Here is a 15,683-nt window from a genome sequence, read left to right on the forward strand (position 1 = left end):
GACCAGCCTTTCGGTCCGGGGCGGGGTCCTGGTGCCGACCAGCCCTCCGGTCCGGGGCGGGGTCCTGGTGCTGACCGGCCCTCCGGTCCGGGGCAGGGGCCTGGTGCCGAGCGGTCCCCGGGTTCGGCGGGCCGGCGCGGATCGAGCCAGGAGCCGGGCCGGGGGGAAAACTCCGGTTCGGAGCGGGGCACAGGTTGTGGGTGGTCCGCCGGTCCGGGGCAGGGGCCTGGTGCCGGGCGCTCCCCGGGTTCGGAGCGGCAGCGCGGATCGAGCCCGGGCCCTGGCCGGGGGCAGCACGCCGGTTCGGAGCGGGCCGCGGGCCGCGGGTCCTCCGCCGGCCCGGGGAAGACTTCTGGTTCCGGGCAGTCCTCCAGCTCGGCGGAGCAGAGCGACCCCCGTCAGGAAACCGGCCGGGGGCAGCGTTCCGGTTCGGGGCCGGGCAGCGGTTCCGGGCCGTCCGCCGGCCAGGAGCAGGGCCCGGGTCCCGGGCCGTCCAGCAGCCGGGAGCAGGGCAGCGGCGGATCCCGGCGATCGTCCCGCTCCGCACCGACCTCCGGCCCGTCGCAGCCAACCGAAAAACAGCCAACCGAAAAACAGCCCACCGACACGCAGACTGCCGACATGCAGACCGCCGACACGCAGACCGCCCAACAGCAGCCTGCCGAACCGAAGTCGGCCGGGCCGCAGCCCGGCCCGCGCGGGCGGGCTCACCGAGCGACTCCGTGGCCCGAGGCCCGGGGCATTGCCGCACAGGCCGCGAAGGGGCCCTTGCCGACGGTCGTACGGGAGCTCGGCGACGCCCTGGGGCAGGTGCTCGCCGCGCCGCTCGTCGCGCTCACCGATCTGCCGTCCTTCGACACCTCCGCCATGGACGGCTGGGCTCTCGGCGGCCCCGGCCCCTGGCGGATCGCCGACCCCGCCGGCACCGGCATCCTCGCCGGGCACGCCGAGCCCGCCCCGCTGGACGACGGCGAGGCGGCCCGTATCGCCACCGGCGCCCGCATCCCTTCCGGTACGACGGCCGTGCTGCGGAGCGAGTACGGCGAGGTACGGGAGCGCGCCGGCGGCCGAGGCGACTGGCTGCACGCGCTCCCCGGACGGACGGTTACGCCCGGGCAGGACATCCGCCCCCGCGGTCAGGAGTGCCGCAGCGGCGACCGGCTGCTGCCCGCCGGGGTACTCGTCACCCCCGCGGTCCTCGGGCTCGCCGCCGCCGCGGGTTACGACGAGCTGCCCACGGTCCCTCGCCCCCGCGTCGAAATCCTGGTCCTGGGCGATGAGTTGTTGCGCAGCGGGCTCCCCCGCGACGGCCGGATCCGCGACGCACTCGGCCCGATGCTCGGCCCCTGGCTGCGCGCGCTCGGCGCCGAAGTGATCGGTACCCGCCACCTCCGCGACGAAGCGGACGCACTCCACGCGGCCGTGACCGCCTCCACCGCCGACCTCGTCCTCACCACTGGAGGCACCGCCTCCGGACCCGTCGACCACGTCCATCCGATCCTGCGCAGGGCAGGCGCCGAACTGCTGGTCGACGGGGTCGCCGTACGCCCCGGGCACCCGATGCTGCTCGCGCGACTCGCCCCCGGAAAGCATCTGGTGGGGCTCCCCGGCAACCCGCTCGCCGCCGTTTCCGGGCTGCTGACGCTCGCCGAGCCCCTGCTCCGTACGCTCTCCGGCCGTATGCCGGCGGGCCGCGCGCCAACAGCCACGTACCCCGCGACGGCCTCCGCCACGTACCCGGCGACGGCCTCCGCCGCGTACCCCGCGACCGCCCCGGCCACGCACCCGTCCGCCGGCTCCGTCGCCCCCCTCGCCTCAGCGGTGCAGGGCCACCCCCACGACACCCGCCTCGTCCCCGTGGCCTTCAGCGGAGTTCAGGCCGTCCCGCTGCACTTCAACGGCCCCGCCATGCTGCGTGGAATCGCCACCGCCGACGGGCTCGCTGTCGTACCGCCCGGCGGCGCGGAGGCCGGGACGGAGACGGAGATCCTCGAAGTCCCCTGGTACGACGACACAGGGACGGCCGCGAGGCCGGACGGCGGAGGCCGCACGTGAAGGTGCCCAGCCACGACGCCGCCGCACGCGTCGAACCTCTCGATGTCGCCTCCCACCGCATCCAGCTGCCCCGGCGCTCCGGCCACGGGCCGCTCCAACAGGTCGCCCGGCGGCTGCTGATGGCCCTGCTGGTCATGGTCGCGACCGTGTTCATCGTCTACATGGACCGCGACGAGTACCACGACAACGCCGACGAGTCCGTCGGTTTCCTCGACTGCGTCTACTACGCGACCGTCACCCTCTCCACCACGGGCTACGGCGACATCGTCCCGTACGGTGCCGGCGCCCGGCTGCTCAATGTCCTGCTCATCACGCCGCTGCGCGTGCTCTTCCTGATCATTCTGGTCGGCACCACTCTCGAGGTCCTCACCGAGCGCACCCGTGAGGAATGGCGGCTGACCCGCTGGAGGTCCACCTTGCGCGACCACACCGTCGTCGTCGGCTTCGGCACCAAGGGCCGTTCCGCCGTGCAGACCCTGACTGCCAAGGGCCTGCGCAAGGAGCACGTCGTCGTCGTGGACCCGAGCCAGAAGGTCGTCGACGCCGCCAACGCCGAGGGTTTTGTGGGGGTGATCGGTGATGCGACGCGCAGCGATGTGCTGCTGCGCGCCGAGGCGCACCGGGCCCGGAAAATCATCATCGCGACGCAGCGCGACGACACCGCCGTGCTGGTGACGTTGACGGCGCGTCAGCTCAACCGGGGCGCCAAGATCGTCGCGGCAGTGCGGGAGGAGGAGAACGCGCCGCTGCTGCGCCAGTCCGGTGCCGATGCCGTGATCACCAGCTCCAGTGCCGCGGGCCGGCTGCTGGGCCTCTCCGTGGTCAGCCCCAGCTCGGTGACGGTCATGGAGGACTTGATCCAGCAGGGCAGCGGTCTCGACGTGATCGAGCGGCCGGTGGTGAAGTCCGAGGTCGGCCGTTCCGTACGGGACCTGGACGACCTCGTCGTCTCGGTGCTGCGCGGGCACCGGTTGATGGGGTACGACGACCCGAAGGCGAGCCCGCTGGAATCTACCGACCGCATCATCGCCATTGTCCGGGCGAAGCCGACAGGGCAGCCCGGAAACGCTGAGCGGCCACCGGAGTAACCAACCGAAGCGGGTTCCGTAAGCAGCGGCTCCGTGCAGTCGAGTCCCAGGTCGGGCAGTCGCGCCCCCGCGTCAGTCGCACTTTCGGCAGCCGCAGAATCGGGCAGGCCGCAGCAGCGAGCCGAGCCGTATGACGGAGTAGCCTCGCGCCCATGCCTATGCACGCGATCACCATCCCCGAACCCGGCGGACCCGAGGCCCTCGTGTGGGCCGAGGTCCCGGACCCCGAACCCGGCGAGGGAGAGGTACTGGTCGAGGTCGTGGCCAGTGCTGTCAACCGTGCCGATCTGCTGCAGCGCCAGGGCTTCTACGAACCGCCGCCCGGCGCCTCCCCGTACCCCGGTCTGGAGTGCTCCGGCCGGATCGCGGCGCTGGGACCCGGCGTCTCCGGCTGGGCCGTCGGCGACGAAGTCTGTGCGCTGCTGTCGGGCGGCGGTTACGCGGAGAAGGTCGCGGTCCCGGCCGGCCAGCTGCTGCCCGTGCCGGAGGGCGTGGATTTGGTGACGGCGGCGGCGCTGCCGGAGGTGGTGTGCACGGTCTGGTCGAACGTGTTCATGGTGGCCCATCTCCGGCCGGGCGACACCCTGTTGGCGCACGGCGGCTCGAGCGGCATCGGCACGATGGCGATCCAGCTGGCGAAGGCGGTCGGCGCGCGGGTCGCGGTGACGGCGGGCGGCCCGGAGAAGCTGGAGCGCTGCCGTGAGTTGGGCGCGGACATTCTCATCGACTACCGCGAGCAGGACTTCGTCGAGGAGCTCCGCAAGGCCACGGACGGGGCGGGGGCGGACGTCATCCTGGACATCGTCGGCGCGAAGTACCTCGACCGGAACGTTCGGGCGCTCGCCGTGAGCGGCCGGCTCGCCATCATCGGCCTGCAGGGCGGGCGCAAGGGCGAGCTGAACCTGGGTGCGCTGTTGGCCAAGCGAGGTGCGGTCACCGCGACCTCGCTCCGGGGGCGGCCGCTGGCCGAGAAGGCAGCGATCGTGGCGGCGGTGCGCGAGCACGTATGGCCGCTGTTCGCCACCGGGCGGGTGAAACCTGTGGTGGACCGTACGGTTCCGATGCGGGACGCGGCCGAGGGGCACCGGGTGCTGGAGGAGAGCGGTCACGTGGGGAAGGTGCTGCTGACGGTCTGACCCCTCGCCCGGTCCGTCTGCCCGCCTGCCCGGTCCGCCCCTCCGCCGGCCTGCCCCTCCGCCGGCCTGCCCGGCTGACTGCCTGCCCGGCTGCCGTCGGCCGGCTCTGGTTCGATCCCCTTCGGATCCGATGTGGTGACGTTTGCTCCTATTGGGTTGAATGCCCGAGATGCCGGACGTCACGCAACGTGTGACGCTGAACACTGTCACCTTGACGGTCCGGCACGGGAGGGGGTCACCGGCGTGGCTCCAGCGCTTCGCTCGCGATTCGCCGTCGGGCTCCTGGCAGGAGTCGCCTTGCTGCCCGCACCGGCCGTACAGGCCCTTGACCACACCCCCGCCCTGGGGGAGCGGGGGGCCACCGTCGTCCGGCCGGACGACCACTCCATCGGGCGGCCGGACGATCTCCGTACGCACCGTGGGCAGCGCGCGCAGGACGACCACCGCCGGTCCGCCGTCCGCCCCGACGACGAGCGGGGCGAACCGTACGCCGGGCGCCGGGCCGGGGAGGGGCGGCAGCGGCCCGGGCGTGCGCCGGACCCTCCGCCGGGTGCCGCGGACCCCAGCAGGCCTGCCGGGCCGCGTGAGCCGGGCCGTGCCTCGACCGGGCCGTCCGTCGCGCCCAGCGCCGGGGTGTCGCGCCCGCCGTCCCCGACGGGGGTGCCGAAGCCCCCGCCCGCCGAGCGGGACGAGCTGGAGGTAGCACGGCCGCACAACCAGCTTCCGTACGAGCCGGGGGAGACGCCCGAACCCAGCCGGACGGAGGCCCCGGCCGAGCCGTCCGGCCGACTGCGGGCCGACGACCCGAGCGCCGCTGCCGAGGACGGCGACAGGCAGACGGCCACGCAGCCGACCGGCCGGGTGCTCCGCGTGCTGCCGATCGGCACCGGGCTGGCGCTCATGGGGCTCGGACTGGCGTACTTCGGCCTCCGGCTCCGGCAGCGCTGACCGTTCCCCGGCCGACCCGCTTCGTTCCCCGGCCGACCGCGATTACCCACCGCGCCCCGGCCGGCCCGGCCGACAGTGCCTCGGCCGGTCACCCCCGCCGACCGCGGAAATCTCCGACCGCGCCGTGTCGGCAGCCCCCGACCGCGGAATTCTCCGGCCGCACGCCTGCCGATCACGCAGTGCAGACCGTCCCCGCCCGTGAGGCGCGGCTTCCGGCGAGCCACAGAAACGGGCCCCGGATCTACGGGGGCAGAGTTCGGTCCAGGCAGATGTGCGAGAGACTGGGGGGCATGGAGATGCCGAGGAATGAACGCTCGCAGGAGAGCCCACACGTTTTGGTCGTAGGACCGGATGGAATGGCGCTCGGCAACCCCGCCCACGGCGGCGGGGAGGGCGACGAGGAGTCGCGCGAGACCCCGGTGACGGAGATGGTCGAACAGCCCGCCAAGGTCATGCGCATCGGCAGCATGATCAAGCAGCTGTTGGAGGAGGTCAGGGCGGCTCCTCTCGACGAGGCCAGCCGGGTCCGGCTCAAGGGAATCCACTCGAGCTCCGTGAAGGAGCTGGAGGACGGCCTCGCCCCCGAGCTGGTGGAGGAGCTGGAGCGGTTGTCGCTCCCCTTCACCGATGAGACGGTCCCGACCGAGGCGGAGCTGCGGATCGCGCAGGCCCAGCTGGTCGGTTGGCTGGAAGGGCTCTTCCACGGTATCCAGACGGCGCTGTTCGCCCAGCAGATGGCGGCCCGGTCGCAGCTGGAGCAGATGCGCCGGGCGCTGCCGCCCGGAGTGATGACCGGCGAGGGTGAGCACGACGGTCCGCAGGGCGGCGCCCGCTCGGGCCCGTACCTCTGATCCCCGACCCTCGGAACGCGACACCGGAACACAACGGAGGGGCTCGGCACGCGGACCGCGTGCCGAGCCCCTCCGTCCGTGTCCTGCGTCAGGCCGTTGTCCGCTGCATCCCGACGGTGCTCATCAGGATCATGAGGATCATGAGGATGTTCATCAGGCGGGCTTGCCGGTGGAGACCGTCAGCACGAACTTCTCCGTCTTGCTGTTCGGGTCGAACGCGTCACCGGCCAGCGGGGTCTGTCGGATGACGATGCCCTTGCCCCAGATGTTCTCGTCCTCCTCCTCCACGCTGTACTTCCAGCCGCTGGCGTTCAGGCAGGACTTCACCGAGGCGATGTCGTAGTACTGGAGCTGCGGAGCGGTGACCTTCTCCTCGTCGTCGAAGTACTCGTACGCCTCCGTGCACTTCTCCTTGTCGATGACCTTGGTCTTGTCCCCCGGGTTGAACCCCGGGCCCTCGTCCTCGTCATCGTCGGTCTCCCCGCTCGGCGACGCGGACGACTCCCGCTGTGTCGGATCGTCCGTCGCGGCCTGGGCCGTCTCCTCGCTGTCCGAGGGACTGCCGCCCCCGCCACCGTTGTCCTTGCTCACGGAGACCGCTGCGACCAGCCCGCCAAGTGCCAGCAGGGCCACCACGATCACGCCCACGATCACCGGCACATTGCTCTTGCGGCCGCCCGGGGGACGGGCACCGGGGGACATCGCGTACGGCGGCGGGGTCTGCACACCACTGCCGTACGGAGAGGGGGCCTGGGGCGGCGTCGGGTAGCCCTGCTGCTGCATCGGGAACGGCGGCGGGGTGGTGGGGCCGAAGCCACCCATCTGTCCGTGCGACAGCTGCTGCGGCTGTTGTGGTGGTTGCGGCGGCTGGTACGGCAGGTGAACATTCGGCGGTGCCGGAGTCTGCTGGGCCACCGGTGGGAAGACCGCCGCGCCAACTCCCGCGCCGCTGCGCGCAGCGGGCCCGCCGCCGATGATGATCGGGGCCGCGCCGGTCTGCCCGCTTCCGGCCACCCGCGCGCACTCGTCGCGCATCGCCTCCGCTGTCGGGAAACGCTCGTTGGGGTTCTTTTTCAGTGCCCGCGCGACCAACGCGTCCACCGCCGCGGGGACCGACCGGTTGATCGAGGACGGAGCGACCGGCTCCTCCTGTACATGCGCATAGGCGATGGCCAGGGGCGAGTCGGCATCGAAGGGGAGTCGCCCGGTCAGCAGCTCGAAGAGCATGATGCCGACGGAGTAGAGGTCGGAGCGGGCGTCCACGGCACGGCCCAGCGCCTGCTCCGGCGACAGATACTGCGGTGTGCCGACGACCATGCCCGTCTGGGTCATCGAGGTGACCCCCGACTGCATGGCCCGCGCGATGCCGAAGTCCATGACTTTGACCACATTGCGCTTGGTCATCATCACGTTGCCCGGCTTGATGTCCCGGTGGACCAGGCCCATCTCATGGCTGACCTCGAGCGCCGCCAGCACATCAGCCGTGATCTTCAGTGCCTTCTCGGCCGGCATCGCCCCGTGCTGTGCGACATCCGCGTCCAGCTCCGAGCGGAGCGGCCTGCCCTCCACGTACTCCATGACGATGTACGGCACGACGGTGCCGTCGCCCGCCCCGGAGTCGCCGTCGACCACCGCGTCCTCGCCGGTGTCGAAGACCGAGACGATGTTGGTGTGCGAGAGCTTGGCCACCGACTGGGCCTCGCGGCGGAACCGCTCGCGGAAGGACTGCTCACGGCCCAACTCGGTGTGCAGTGTCTTGATGGCGACCTGCCGGTCCAGCACGGAGTCGTACGCCAGGTGCACCGAGGCCATACCGCCGGTGCCGAGCAGGTCGCGCAGCTCGTAGCGGCCACCACCGACCGAGCGGTCCTCGTAGCGGCCCTGCGCGCCGTCCTGGCTCATCTGTCTGCTCCCCCCGTGCCGCACGGCCGCACAACACGGTCAACCTGCCGACCGCCGCACTGATCCTCGTTTCCCGGCCAAGTCTGCCCCAGGGCGGGGACACGTCAAGCCGCATGCCCGTTCCGTGACTGGATGGGCAAGAAGCGTTCGTGAAGAGTTACCGGGCCACTATGTGATTTGCGCCCGTACGCCCCCCGCGGGTTGGATGGCCGGTCCATCACGGACCGGCGCGCCCCTCGGACCCTGTAGCGTGCCTTAGCGGAACAGCGTTGACCCGCAGCCAGGTGCGAGCGGACAGATACGACGGCGAGGACTGATGGCACAGACGCAGCGCGCCCAGGGCCCGTCCGAACCCGAGGCCTCCGGCGGAGGAATGCACGACGCCCCGGAGGCATGGGGTGTCGGAGGGCTGGTCGGCGACGGCCGCTACCGCCTGACCCACCGCCTCGGCCGGGGCGGCATGGCCGAGGTCTTCGCCGCGGAGGACGTCCGCCTCGGCCGTACGGTCGCGGTGAAGCTGCTCCGCGCCGACCTCGCCGAGGACCCTGTTTCCAAAGCCCGCTTCACGCGCGAGGCGCAGTCGGTCGCGGGCCTCAACCACCATGCCGTGGTGGCTGTTTACGACTCCGGCGAGGACACCGTCGCCGGCAGCACCGTGCCGTACATCGTCATGGAGCTGGTCGAGGGCCGGACGATCCGCGATCTGCTGCTCAATGCCGAGGCGCCGCCGCCGGACCAGGCGCTGATCATCGTCTCCGGGGTGCTGGAGGCGCTGTCCTACAGCCACCACCACGGCATCGTGCACCGTGACATCAAGCCCGCCAACGTCATCATCACGGACAGCGGCGCCGTCAAGGTGATGGACTTCGGCATCGCTCGCGCGCTGCACGGCGCGCAGAGCACCATGACCCAGACCGGCATGGTCATGGGCACCCCGCAGTACCTCTCTCCCGAGCAGGCCCTCGGCAAGGCCGTCGACCACCGCTCGGATCTGTACGCCACCGGCTGTCTGCTCTACGAACTCCTGGCGCTGCGGCCGCCGTTCACCGGTGAGACCCCGCTCTCGGTGGTCTACCAGCATGTCCAGGACGACCCGGTCCCGCCGTCCGAGGTCACCGGCGCGGTGCCGCCCGAGCTGGACGGGCTGGTCATGCGCTCGCTGGCGAAGGACCCGGACGACCGGTTCCAGAGCGCCGAGGAGATGCGCGGCCTGGTCCAGTACGCCCTCCAGATGCTGGCCGACAAGGGCAGCCACACCGGCGTATGGGACACCGGACCGGTGTCCCACACCGGAGGGGCGACCCCGGCGATGGGCGTGGCCGGGACGAGCGCCCTGCCGCACCCGAACCATGGCGACACCTCCCAGATCGGCGTGGGCGGCCCGATACTGCCGGGCAGCCGGGACGACGACGGCGGCTTCGACGGCAACAGGCCAGGCGGCGGCCGGGGCCGGGGCGGCCGGGGCAAGATGTGGCTGTTCGCGGCGCTCGCGGTGATCGCGATCACCGTCGGCATCGTCTTCGCGCTGGACAACCTCGGCCAGAGGCAGGACCCGAAGCCGAAGGACCCCCCGGCGACCTCCGAGCCCGCGGAGAAGACGCCGTCGAGGTCCGCGGACGAGGAGACCACGGAGGGCACCGAGCCGGGTGGATCGGTCGGCGGCCAGGACGAATACACCCCGTCCTACACGCCCTCCCAGACACCCAGTGACACCCCGTCCGAGACGCCGTCGCAGACGCCGAGCGAGGTGCCCAGCGAGACCACGTCGGGCGGTACGGACGCCGGTGGCTCAGGTGGCTCCCCCAGCCCGTCCGACGGCGACACGGGCACGAGCGACGGTGGCAACGGCGACCCGGACCCGACGCTCGATCCCAGTGACGTCGGCGGCGAGGGCGGAACGCCCTGAGCCGGTCGTCACCCGCGTGAAGGCGGCGGCGGTGGGGTAACCCGGTCCGACTGGACCCGACCCGACCCGACTGGACCCGACGCCCGGTCCGGGCAGTGCCGGCGGTGAAGGGGGACACCCCTGAGGCCGTCGGCATGCTGCGCGGAAGCGTCCGCAGTGCTGTGGCCGGGTGACCCGGTGACCCGGTGCCCGGTCACCCCGCGAACGCGTCCTGGACGGCCTCGTACTCCCGGGTCCACCAGACCGACAGCGCCGCCGCCGCAGGGAACTGCGGATCCGCCCGGCGGTCCAGCAGCTGATAGCGCCAGCGCAGCATCCAGAAGTCGTTGAGCCGCTCCCACCACACCCGGTGCACAGCCGCCGCCAGCTCCTCCGTGCCGGCGACGGTGGCGCGCCGGTAGGCCCGGGCGTAGGAGCGCACCTTGGACAGTTCCAGCGTGCCCCCCGGCCGTACGAAGAAGATCGCCGCCGCTCGGACCGCCTCCTCCGCGCGGGGCTGGACGCCCAGCCGGTCCCAGTCCACGATCGCCGCGGGCTCCGCGCCCCGGTACAGCAGGTTCAGCGGGTGGAAGTCGCCGTGCACCCAGCCCGCGGCGGGCTCGGCGCCCGCCTCGGGGCGGCGGTGGGCGTGCCGCTCCAGCAGCGCTCTGCGCTCCACGAGCCGGTGCTCGGCCAGTTCGTCGAAGCTGTCCCGGGGCCGCCGGCCGCGGGCGAGGGTGAGCAGCTCCTCGATCAGTTCGAAGGTGTCGGAGGGATCGGCGCTCTCCACCCGGGCCTCGGCCTCGGGGAGCGGCGACTGCTGCATCACCCGCTCCAGGCAGGTGTGGACGAGCCCCAGCAGCGCCCCCAGGCGCCGTGACTGGGCACAGGTGAGCTCGCCCCCGTCCCGGTGCCGGCCGTCCACCCAGGGGTGCAGGGCGTAGCAGCGGCCGCCGATCACGGCGACAGTACGGCCGTCCGAGTCCGGTACCGGCGGGGCCACCGGCAGGCCCATCGCGCCGAGCCGGGCGGTCGCGCCGTGCTGCCGGGCGATGGCGGCGCTGTCGCCGTCCAGGTGGTGCTTGAGGAAGTAGCGGCCGCGGGTGGTGGCCAGCCGGTAGCCGCGGTTGAGCAGGCCCTCGGCGACCGGCTCGCAGGACAGCGGCTCGCCCGCGCCCTCGTACCGGCGCAGCAGCGTGCCCAGAGTGCCGCCGTCGGGAGCAGTACGGAGAGCAGCGGTACGGGGCGGTGGCAGGGGGAGAGCAGCAGAGGCGGCATATGAGCGCGGCACTCGCCAGATGTTAGATCACTGGCGTCACGCAGAGTGCAGGGCAGGATAACGGAGCGCTGCAAGCGGGAGCGAAGCGAGGACCCGGGGCGGGAAGGGGACGCGAAAAGCGGAGTGCGGGCTGTGGCCGGAAGGCGGAATGCAGGACCGGGGCCGGAGAAGCGCAGGGCGGGCGGAAAGGGATTCCCGCCGTCATCTCATGAATCACCGCGTCGGACTACTTCATAGCCATTGAGTGAATTAGGTTGATTTATCCTTCTTCGGGAACGGAGCCGGTTTCAGACACGAAGTCTTCCCGTGCTCTCGTCCTCCGGGATAACGTGCCGTTGTCCCGGAGGGCTGCAAGGCTGTGACCAGTGAGGTTCCGCTCCTTTCCCGATTTACTTGGAAATCCAAGAAAAATTGCAGGTCAGGAGGGGTTTCGCGGAGATGCGAAGCACTGGGTAACGTGCGTGTTGCAGGCCACTGTCCGGGCGCCTGTCACGCCCGTTCGGCCCGCCGCACATACCCCGTGCGCCGTTTCGAAGCGGGTGAGCCCCAACTGGCCGCCGGCGGATCCCGGGGGCCGGACAGACGGAGGAGCACACCGTGACCGTGGAGAGCACTGCCGCGCGGAAACCGCGCCGCAGCAGCGGCAAGCGCGCCGGCGCCAAGAAGCCACCGGCCGACCAGCCCGAGCTCGTACAGCTGCTGACGCCGGAGGGCGAGCGGGTCGAGCACCCCGAATACTCCATCGACCTGACGCCGGAAGAGCTGCGTGGCCTGTACCGGGACATGGTGCTGACCCGTCGCTTCGACGCGGAGGCAACAGCTCTGCAGCGGCAGGGCGAGCTGGGCCTCTGGGCCTCGCTGCTGGGCCAGGAAGCGGCCCAGATCGGCTCCGGCCGGGCCCTGCGCGATGACGACTACGTCTTTCCGACCTACCGCGAGCACGGCGTCGCCTGGTGCCGCGGGGTCGACCCGACCAATCTGCTCGGGATGTTCCGCGGTGTGAACCACGGCGGCTGGGACCCGGCCACCAACAACTTCCACCTGTACACGATCGTGATCGGCTCGCAGACGCTGCATGCGACCGGGTACGCGATGGGTGTCGCCAAGGACGGCGCGGACTCCGCCGTCATCGCCTATTTCGGTGACGGCGCCTCCAGCCAGGGTGACGTCGCCGAGGCCTTCACCTTCTCCGCGGTCTACAACGCCCCGGTCGTCTTCTTCTGCCAGAACAACCAGTGGGCGATCTCCGAGCCCACCGAGCGGCAGACCCGCGTCCCGCTCTACCAGCGCGCCCAGGGCTTCGGCTTCCCCGGTGTTCGGGTCGACGGCAACGACGTGCTCGCCTGCCTCGCCGTGACCCGGTCGGCGCTGGAACGGGCCCGCAGCGGTCAGGGTCCGACCCTCGTCGAGGCCTTCACGTACCGGATGGGCGCTCACACCACCTCCGACGACCCGACGAAATACCGGCTGGACGAGGAGCGGGCGGCCTGGGAGGCCAAGGACCCGATCCTGCGGCTGAGGACCTATCTGGAGCGGGAGGGCCTGGCCGACGAGGCGTTCTTCGCCGAGCTCGAGACGGCGAGCGACGCGCTCGCCAAGCGGGTCCGCGAGGCCGTACGCGCCATGCCCGACCCCGACCACATGGCGATTTTCGAGAACGTCTACGCCGACGGGCACGCGCTCGTCGACGAGGAGCGCGCGCAGTTCGCCGCCTACCAGGCGTCCTTCGCGGTCGAGGCGGAGCCCGCCGGGAAGGACAACTGACATGGCCGTCGAGAAGCTCTCGCTCGCCAAGGCGATCAACGAATCGCTCCGCAAGTCCATGGAGACCGACAGCAAGGTCCTGATCATGGGCGAGGACGTCGGAAAGCTCGGCGGAGTCTTCCGGGTCACCGACGGTCTGCAGAAGGACTTCGGCGAGGAGCGGGTCATCGACACGCCGCTCGCCGAGTCCGGCATCGTCGGCACCGCGATCGGCCTGGCCCTGCGCGGCTACCGGCCGGTCGTGGAGATCCAGTTCGACGGTTTCGTCTTCCCGGCGTACGACCAGATCGTCACGCAGCTCGCCAAGATGCACGCGCGGGCACTCGGCAAGATCAAAATGCCGGTCGTCATCCGCATTCCCTACGGTGGCGGCATCGGCGCGGTCGAGCACCACAGTGAGTCGCCCGAGGCACTCTTCGCGCACGTCGCAGGCCTCAAGTGCGTCTCCCCGTCCAACCCCTCGGACGCCTACTGGATGATGCAGCAGGCCATCGAGAGCGACGACCCGGTCATCTTCTTCGAGCCGAAGCGGCGCTACTGGGACAAGGGCGAGGTCGACATCACGGCCATCCCCGGCCCGTTGCACGCGGCCCGGGTCGCCCAGCAGGGTACGGATCTGACGCTGGCGGCCTACGGGCCGATGGTGAAGGTCTGTCTCGAGGCTGCCGCCGCGGCCGCCGAGGAAGGCAAGTCCCTCGAGGTCGTCGACCTCCGCTCGATGTCCCCCATCGACTTCGACACGGTCCAGCGGTCGGTCGAGAAGACCGGAAGGCTGGTCGTCGTGCACGAGGCTCCGGTATTCCTGGGTACGGGATCCGAGATCGCCGCCCGGATCACCGAGCGGTGCTTCTACCACCTGGAGGCCCCGGTCCTGCGGGTCGGCGGCATGCACGCGCCGTACCCTCCGGCGAGGCTGGAGGACGAGTACCTGCCGGGGCTCGACCGGGTGTTGGATGCCGTCGACCGCGCGCTGGCGTACTGAAGGGCTTGAGGAGTCGTGACGATGACCGCAACTGATCAGCGCTTCCGTGAGTTCAAGATGCCGGATGTCGGCGAGGGACTCACCGAGGCCGAGATCCTCAAGTGGTACGTACAGCCCGGTGACATGGTGACCGACGGCCAGGTGGTGTGCGAGGTCGAGACCGCCAAGGCCGCGGTGGAGCTGCCGATCCCCTTCGACGGGCAGGTGCACGAGCTGCGCTTCGCCGAGGGGACGACGGTGGATGTCGGCACGGTGATCATTACGGTGGACACCGAGCCCGGGAGCGGGGCTGAGCCGTCGGCCGCTGAGGCGCCGCAGGGCGGCTCGGCCGCCGGGGACGGCGGTGGCGCGGTGGATCAGCCGGGCTACTACCCGCCGAAGCCCGAGGCAGGGGCGGACGAAGGGGTCGAGCCGGAGGGCCGCCAGCCGGTGCTCGTGGGCTATGGAGTCGCTGCCTCGTCGACGAAGCGCCGTCCGCGCAAGCCGCAGCCGGGCCAGTCGGTCCCGTCCCAGCCGGGTGCCGGTGGCGCGACGGCTGCCGGGGCAGCCGCGCCGGAGGGTCCCGGTGAGCCGGGTCGGCCGACCGGCTCCGGGACTGCCGCACCGGCGGAGGCACCCGCCGCGCAGCGTCCCCAGCCCACGGCCGCCGCGATTCAGGCCGAGCTGAACGGCCACTTGGGGGCTGCCGCCGGGACCACGGAGGCGCGGCCGCTCGCCAAGCCGCCGGTCCGCAAGCTCGCCAAGGACCTCGGCATCGACCTGGCGACGGTCACGCCGACCCGTCGCGACGGAGTGATCACGCGCGAGGACGTCCACGCCGCCGCGGCCTCGGCCATGGCGGCGACGGAGGTCGCCCCGGCCCCGGCGCCGGCACCCGGGGCTGCGGCACCGGCAGCGCAGCCGGCCGCCGCACCGGAGGTCAGCGCCGTGGCGCGTGAGACGCGTGTGCCGGTCAAGGGGGTACGGAAGGCCACCGCGCAGGCGATGGTCGCCAGTGCCTTCACGGCGCCGCATGTCACGGAGTTCATCACCGTCGACGTGACACGCACGATGAAGCTGGTGCAGGACCTCAAACAGGACCCGGACATGGCAGGCGTACGGGTCAACCCGCTGCTGCTCGTCGCGAAGGCGCTCCTGGTGGCGATCAAGCGGAACCCGGAGGTCAACTCGGCCTGGGACGAGGCCAACCAGGAGATCGTGCGCAAGGAGTACGTCAACCTGGGCATCGCCGCGGCGACCCCGCGCGGTCTGATCGTCCCGAACATCAAGGACGCGCACGCCAAGACCCTGCCCGAACTCGGCACCGCGCTGGGCGAGCTGGTGATCACGGCCCGCGAGGGCAGGACGTCCCCGGCAGCGATGCAGGGGGGCACAGTCACCATCACCAACGTGGGCGTCTTCGGCGTCGACACCGGCACCCCGATCCTCAACCCGGGGGAGTCGGCGATCCTCGCCTTCGGCGCGGTCAAGCTCCAGCCGTGGGTCCACAAGGGCAAGGTGAAGCCCCGTCAGGTCACCACCCTGGCGCTCTCCTTCGACCACCGCGTGGTCGACGGCGAGCTGGGCTCCAAGGTTCTCGCGGATGTCGCGGAGATCCTGGAACACCCGAAGAAGCTCATCACCCGGGCGTAGCAGCAAGCGAACACATCGGGGCCCGGAGGCGCGAAAGCCCTCCGGGCCCCGATGTCGTACCGCTCCGAGGGAGGGGGCGTGGCGGGGCTGTCGGCCGTTCTGCCTCCCGGTGGTTGCTGGGCTTCAGGCGGCCTGCTCCGCTGCGCTGCGCTCGGAGCGGG

At 71.6% G+C, this 15,683-nt stretch carries 11 protein-coding genes; 9 read left to right on the top strand and 2 right to left on the bottom strand.

Going from position 1 to position 15,683, the window contains the following annotated elements; translation table 11 throughout:
* Positions 1-621: 621 nt before the first annotated feature.
* From ABZW18_RS12725 to ABZW18_RS12745, 5 genes are all read left to right on the top strand, one after another.
* Positions 622-2,055 carry a molybdopterin molybdotransferase MoeA gene (locus ABZW18_RS12725; RefSeq protein ID WP_356186024.1) on the top strand — a complete coding sequence of 478 codons (1,434 nt, stop codon included), beginning with the start codon at positions 622-624 and terminating at the stop codon, positions 2,053-2,055.
* Positions 2,052-3,143, top strand: a complete 1,092-nt coding sequence (locus tag ABZW18_RS12730) for a potassium channel family protein (RefSeq protein WP_356186026.1) — start codon at positions 2,052-2,054, stop codon at positions 3,141-3,143. The genes ABZW18_RS12725 and ABZW18_RS12730 overlap by 4 nt, the downstream gene beginning before the upstream one ends.
* Before the next feature lie 158 nt (positions 3,144-3,301).
* Complete coding sequence (locus ABZW18_RS12735) at positions 3,302-4,279, top strand: NAD(P)H-quinone oxidoreductase (RefSeq protein ID WP_356186062.1); 978 nt, start codon at positions 3,302-3,304, stop codon at positions 4,277-4,279.
* Positions 4,280-4,576: 297 nt separating this feature from the next.
* Positions 4,577-5,227: a hypothetical protein gene (locus ABZW18_RS12740; RefSeq protein ID WP_356186029.1), complete on the top strand. Its 651-nt coding sequence runs from the start codon at positions 4,577-4,579 to the stop codon at positions 5,225-5,227.
* Positions 5,228-5,517: 290 nt separating this feature from the next.
* Complete coding sequence (locus tag ABZW18_RS12745; protein ID WP_356186032.1) at positions 5,518-6,078, top strand: bacterial proteasome activator family protein; 561 nt, start codon at positions 5,518-5,520, stop codon at positions 6,076-6,078.
* 153 nt (positions 6,079-6,231) lie between these two features.
* Here ABZW18_RS12745 and ABZW18_RS12750 read toward each other — a convergent pair whose 3' ends face one another.
* On the bottom strand, positions 6,232-7,980 hold the full coding sequence (locus ABZW18_RS12750) for a protein kinase (RefSeq protein ID WP_356186035.1): 1,749 nt from the start codon (positions 7,978-7,980) through the stop codon (positions 6,232-6,234).
* 316 nt (positions 7,981-8,296) lie between these two features.
* Between ABZW18_RS12750 and ABZW18_RS12755 the strand changes: the two genes are divergently transcribed.
* Positions 8,297-9,886, top strand: a complete 1,590-nt coding sequence (locus ABZW18_RS12755) for a protein kinase (RefSeq protein ID WP_356186038.1) — start codon at positions 8,297-8,299, stop codon at positions 9,884-9,886.
* A gap of 193 nt (positions 9,887-10,079) precedes the next feature.
* Here the strand turns inward: ABZW18_RS12755 and ABZW18_RS12760 are convergent, their stop codons facing one another.
* Positions 10,080-11,120, bottom strand: a complete 1,041-nt coding sequence (locus ABZW18_RS12760) for a phosphotransferase (RefSeq protein WP_356186064.1) — start codon at positions 11,118-11,120, stop codon at positions 10,080-10,082.
* A 621-nt stretch (positions 11,121-11,741) separates the two neighbouring features.
* Between ABZW18_RS12760 and pdhA the strand changes: the two genes are divergently transcribed.
* The 3 genes from pdhA to ABZW18_RS12775 are packed head-to-tail and all read left to right on the top strand — an operon-like array spanning position 11,742 to position 15,522.
* Positions 11,742-12,908, top strand: coding sequence for a pyruvate dehydrogenase (acetyl-transferring) E1 component subunit alpha (gene pdhA, locus ABZW18_RS12765; protein ID WP_356186041.1), 1,167 nt, complete (start codon positions 11,742-11,744; stop codon positions 12,906-12,908).
* A 1-nt stretch (position 12,909) separates the two neighbouring features.
* The gene (locus ABZW18_RS12770; RefSeq protein WP_356186044.1) at positions 12,910-13,890 is read left to right on the top strand and encodes an alpha-ketoacid dehydrogenase subunit beta; all 981 of its coding nucleotides are present in this window, start codon (positions 12,910-12,912) and stop codon (positions 13,888-13,890) included.
* Positions 13,891-13,911: 21 nt separating this feature from the next.
* Entirely contained in the window at positions 13,912-15,522 is a 1,611-nt protein-coding gene (locus tag ABZW18_RS12775) for a dihydrolipoamide acetyltransferase family protein (RefSeq protein WP_356186047.1), read from the top strand.
* The last annotated feature ends 161 nt before the right edge of the window (positions 15,523-15,683 follow it).

The organism is Streptomyces sp. NPDC004647 (assembly GCF_040609575.1).
In the GTDB taxonomy this organism is placed as follows: Bacteria; Actinomycetota; Actinomycetes; order Streptomycetales; family Streptomycetaceae; genus Streptomyces.

What these genes read in the sequence shown, in the direction of transcription:
- ABZW18_RS12725 (WP_356186024.1), top strand. Translation starts at nt 622, where the DNA reads ATGCAGACCGCCGACACGCAGACCGCCCAACAGCAGCCTGCCGAACCG.
- ABZW18_RS12775 (WP_356186047.1), top strand. Translation starts at nt 13,912, where the DNA reads ATGACCGCAACTGATCAGCGCTTCCGTGAGTTCAAGATGCCGGATGTC.
- ABZW18_RS12770 (WP_356186044.1), top strand. Translation starts at nt 12,910, where the DNA reads ATGGCCGTCGAGAAGCTCTCGCTCGCCAAGGCGATCAACGAATCGCTC.
- ABZW18_RS12735 (WP_356186062.1), top strand. Translation starts at nt 3,302, where the DNA reads ATGCACGCGATCACCATCCCCGAACCCGGCGGACCCGAGGCCCTCGTG.
- ABZW18_RS12750 (WP_356186035.1), bottom strand. Translation starts at nt 7,980, where the DNA reads ATGAGCCAGGACGGCGCGCAGGGCCGCTACGAGGACCGCTCGGTCGGT.
- ABZW18_RS12755 (WP_356186038.1), top strand. Translation starts at nt 8,297, where the DNA reads ATGGCACAGACGCAGCGCGCCCAGGGCCCGTCCGAACCCGAGGCCTCC.
- ABZW18_RS12745 (WP_356186032.1), top strand. Translation starts at nt 5,518, where the DNA reads ATGGAGATGCCGAGGAATGAACGCTCGCAGGAGAGCCCACACGTTTTG.